The sequence below is a fragment of the Nostoc sp. genome (genome assembly GCF_041747015.1).
Taxonomy (GTDB): Bacteria; Cyanobacteriota; Cyanobacteriia; order Cyanobacteriales; family Nostocaceae; genus Nostoc.
This window is the reverse complement of the sequence record NZ_JBGTFY010000331.1, coordinates 1-3,900: the sequence shown is the minus strand read 5'-3', so window position 1 is coordinate 3,900 and position 3,900 is coordinate 1. Positions and strand designations below refer to the sequence as shown.

The window sequence follows — 3,900 nt, the reverse complement described above, 5'->3', positions numbered from 1 at the left end:
ATTTTCCAAGCCGGCATTATTAATGTCGCAGATGAGTGCTGCACCGTCACCATAAAATACCTCTCGCAGCATGGAAAGTAGATAGATAGGTGTGAGGATGACTCCTACTGCGGCGAGAAAAACTGTTACGGTGCAGAAAGTCGAACTGTAAACGTCACTGCTTGTCAGACCAACGAATACCGAGAGTTCGCCAGCAAAGCCGCTCATACCCGGAAGTGCCAGGGATGCCATCGCTGCAATTGTGAACAAGGCAAAGACTTTGGGCATGGCTTGACCAATACCGCCCATATCTTTCATTACCATTGTGTGGGTGCGATCGTAAGTAACGCCTGCTAAAAAGAACAGCACCGATGCAATCAAACCATGTGAAATCATCTGCAACATCGCACCGTTGATTCCCAAATCTGTGAAGGATGCAATCCCAAGCAGCACAAACCCCATGTGAGAAATCGACGAATAAGCCAAACGCCGCTTCATATTCGTCTGAGCAAAGGAGTTCAATGCACCATAAATAATATTTACAACACCCAGAATCGCTAGAACCGGGGCAAAGTAAATGTGTGCATCGGGGAGTAGCTCAAGATTCAGGCGAATCAGCCCGTATCCGCCCATCTTCAGCAACACACCAGCCAGAATCATCGATACAGGAGAGGATGCTTCGCCGTGAGCATCAGGCAACCAAGTATGCATGGGGAAAACAGCGAGCTTGACACCAAAGGCAATCAGCAACCCGGCATAAAGTAGCAGTTGTAGACCAAGAGGATATTCCTTCCTGGCGAGGGCGCTGATGTCAAATGTCATATTACCGCCACCGTATAACCCCATTGCTAGGGCTGCTACCAAAATAAATATAGAAGCCGCTGCGGTATACAGCAAGAATTTTGTCGCCGCATAACGACGCCTTTGCCCACCCCAAATGCACACTAGTAGGTAGACGGGAATCAGCTCTACTTCCCACATAATGAAAAATAGCAGCAAGTCTTTGGCAACGAACACCCCTACCTGTGCGGAATACAGTACAAGCATCAAAAAATAGAATAGGCGGGGTCGGTGATCAACTTGCCAGGCCGAAAAAATCGAGAGTGTAGTGACAAATCCTGCTAAAAGCACAAGCGGCACTGAAAGTCCATCGACCGATACTGCCCAATTCAGACCTAACTGAGGCATCCAGGCATAAGTTTCCACGAGTTGAAAACTAGCATTGCTGGCATCGTAATGCTTCCAAAAGGCATAGCACATCAAGGCAAAGTCTGCGATACCTACACCCAGTGCATACCACCGCACGCGCTTGCCATCTTTATCAGGCAGTACAGGGATCAGCAACGAAGCAACGAGTGGCAGCAAGACAATCGCGGTAAGCCAAGGAAATTGATCCGCTATCATGTATATAAGAAAAAATACTTATCTGTGAATGATGTCATTGTACTAAACTTTGTAACAATTTCTTCACAAACTTTGTTCCAGGTAGGCATAGTATGGTGTCCATTAAATAATTATTTGTCAGTTTTAAAGAATTAATGTCCATTTTTACGATAGCTGTCTAACAAGCTCAAAGCCTTACTACAAAAGTCTTTGAGCTATATTTCTGCTTTTATTATTCTCTCGCCACTTTTAAAGTAAATGATGTCATTTCTCTGATAAACTTTTAAAGTAAATGATGTCATTTTTCTTGGAAAACAGGTCAAGTGTATGTCTATACGTTCTTTGAGTCAAGGCGCTAATCTTTCCGATCATGAGGAAGTTGTTGCTACGGAGCAGGGTGGGGAGCAGGTAGAGGGAAAGCCTTATCTACTGTTCAATGATGATGCGCCAGAGTTTCAGCAAAAAGTCGATGTCATTGATGCCATTGTGCAAGCACCCGATAAGAATGCTCGCAGAGAGGCGATCGCAGATGCAGCAAAAGCTCTTGGCAAAAGCACCCGAGCTATAAAACGAATGGTTGAGAGAGTTCAAAAAGACGGAGTTGCTACTCTTGCAGTTGGTCGTCAAGATAAAGGGCAGTTTCGTATTTCTGAGCAGTGGTTCAAATTTATCGTAGATACTCATAAATGGGGGCATAGAGAGGGTTCGCGGATAAATCATAATCAAATCCACGGACAGTTGATAGCTCTGGCATCTAAGGGAGAAGACCTACGCTCTAAAAAGTATGCTGAAAAATTCAAACAATATCCAGAAGTATTAGAAGATTTGATAGAGAGAAAGTTTCCCTCTCATGTCACCGTTTATAAAGTTATAAATTTTCATATTGAGCAAGAAAACAGAATAGTTCGCCATCCAGGTTCACCAACAGAAGGACAAATTATTCAGACAACTGAAGGAATTTTAGAAATTACCCATAGCAACCAGATTTGGCAGGTTGACCATACCAAGTTAGATATTTTGTTGATTGATGATGAAGACAAAGAAATTATTGGTCGCCCTTACATAACATTGGTGATGGATAGCTATTCTGGATGTGTGGTTGGGTTTTATTTGGGATATGAGTCTGCTGGGTCACATGAAGTTGCACTCGCCTTTCGTCATTCAATGTTGCCAAAACATTACGAACTAGAGTATGAACTTCAAGAAAAATGGGATATTTTCGGTGTTCCAGAATATTTAGTTACAGACCGCGCCAAGGAATTTAAGTCTGCCCATTTGAAGCAAATTTCACTACAGTTAGGTTTCCAACGCCGTCTACGTGCTTTTCCCTCCGCAGGCGGTTTGATTGAAACTATATTTGACAAGATTAACAAGGAAGTCTTGTCGTTTTTTGGCGGTTACACTGGGTCGAGTGTCGAGGATCGACCCAAAGAAGCAGAGAAAACTGCATGTTTAACACTTGATAAGCTAGAAAGAATATTAGTGAGATATTTTGTAGACCACTACAATCAGCATGATTATCCAAAGGTAAAAAACCAAAAACGTATTAAACGCTGGAAATCAATGCTATTGAGTGAGCCAGAAGTTTTCGATGAGCGTGAACTAGACATCTGCTTAATGAAAGCTACGTATCGTAATGTTGAGAAATATGGTTCTGTCAACTTTGGAGGTCTGGTGTACCAGGGAGATTCTTTAGTAAGGTATGAAGGTCAGAAAATTTCTTTAAGATATGACCAGCGCAATATTTTAACTCTGCTTGCTTATACCCGTCCCAGTAACGATCAACCAGGAGAGTTTATTGGTGTTGTAAAAGCTAGGGATCTAGAAAAAGAGCGGCGAGAATATCGCCAGTATCTCCATCACGGCCAATATGCTCCACCTCTACTCCACTCAACTTTGCCCAATTTCGTAGTTCGACAACAACTAATTCCTCATAGTTGATGCCTTTTGCAGTTGTCTGCTCAAGTACTTGTTGTGTCACCTGTTGATCTCGGATTTCTCTGGTAAGTTTTTCCACTTGTTCGGTTAATGGTTTCACAGACTCAGAAACCACATTTTTAACTGCCGCAGCCAAAATACCATTTTCCTTAGTGGCATTTATTAATGCTGCTTTAAATGCGCCTTGAATGGAATCAGAGCGTTTGGGATCTAAGAGTTGACGTAATGAATTCAGAAAGCGCCCAACAACAGAAGTTTCTCTGGCGGGATCAATTTCGAGTGTAAGCAAAGTGCTGACGCTATTGAGTTTTTCATTGAGGATGGCTGAAGTGAGATTAATTTGAGTTTGGAGTGGAGCTAATAATTGGCCGTTATCTGTCCCTACTTGATTAACTAATTCCTGCTGGAAAGACTCTGCAATTACTTTGACCGACCGCTGAAACTCCACCAATAAAGATTATCTGCTGCTTAATTAATTCGTTGCCATGACGAGTTTGAGCAGTTTGCAAGCACAGAAATCCTAAGTCAAAAGCATCCAAGCAAATATCCTCGTATTCTGACTGGGGAAATTGTTGTAAGTAGCTGATGGCATTTTTGAGA

Annotated in this window: 3 protein-coding genes; 1 reads left to right on the top strand and 2 read right to left on the bottom strand. The window is 42.6% G+C overall.

Translation table 11 applies throughout. The annotated features are described in order from the left end of the window. A partial coding sequence (locus ACEW80_RS26830) for an NAD(P)H-quinone oxidoreductase subunit 4 (protein ID WP_373529522.1) occupies positions 1-1,383 on the bottom strand: 1,383 nt, incomplete at its 3' end. A gap of 306 nt (positions 1,384-1,689) precedes the next feature. Here ACEW80_RS26830 and ACEW80_RS26825 point away from each other — a divergent pair. Beyond that, a complete protein-coding gene (locus tag ACEW80_RS26825; RefSeq protein WP_373529521.1) occupies positions 1,690-3,303 on the top strand; it encodes a Mu transposase C-terminal domain-containing protein in 1,614 nt (537 codons plus the stop codon). A gap of 386 nt (positions 3,304-3,689) precedes the next feature. On the opposite strand, the gene ACEW80_RS26820 is transcribed toward ACEW80_RS26825, so the two are convergent. Beyond that, a partial coding sequence (locus tag ACEW80_RS26820) for a hypothetical protein (protein WP_373529520.1) occupies positions 3,690-3,900 on the bottom strand: 211 nt, incomplete at its 5' end.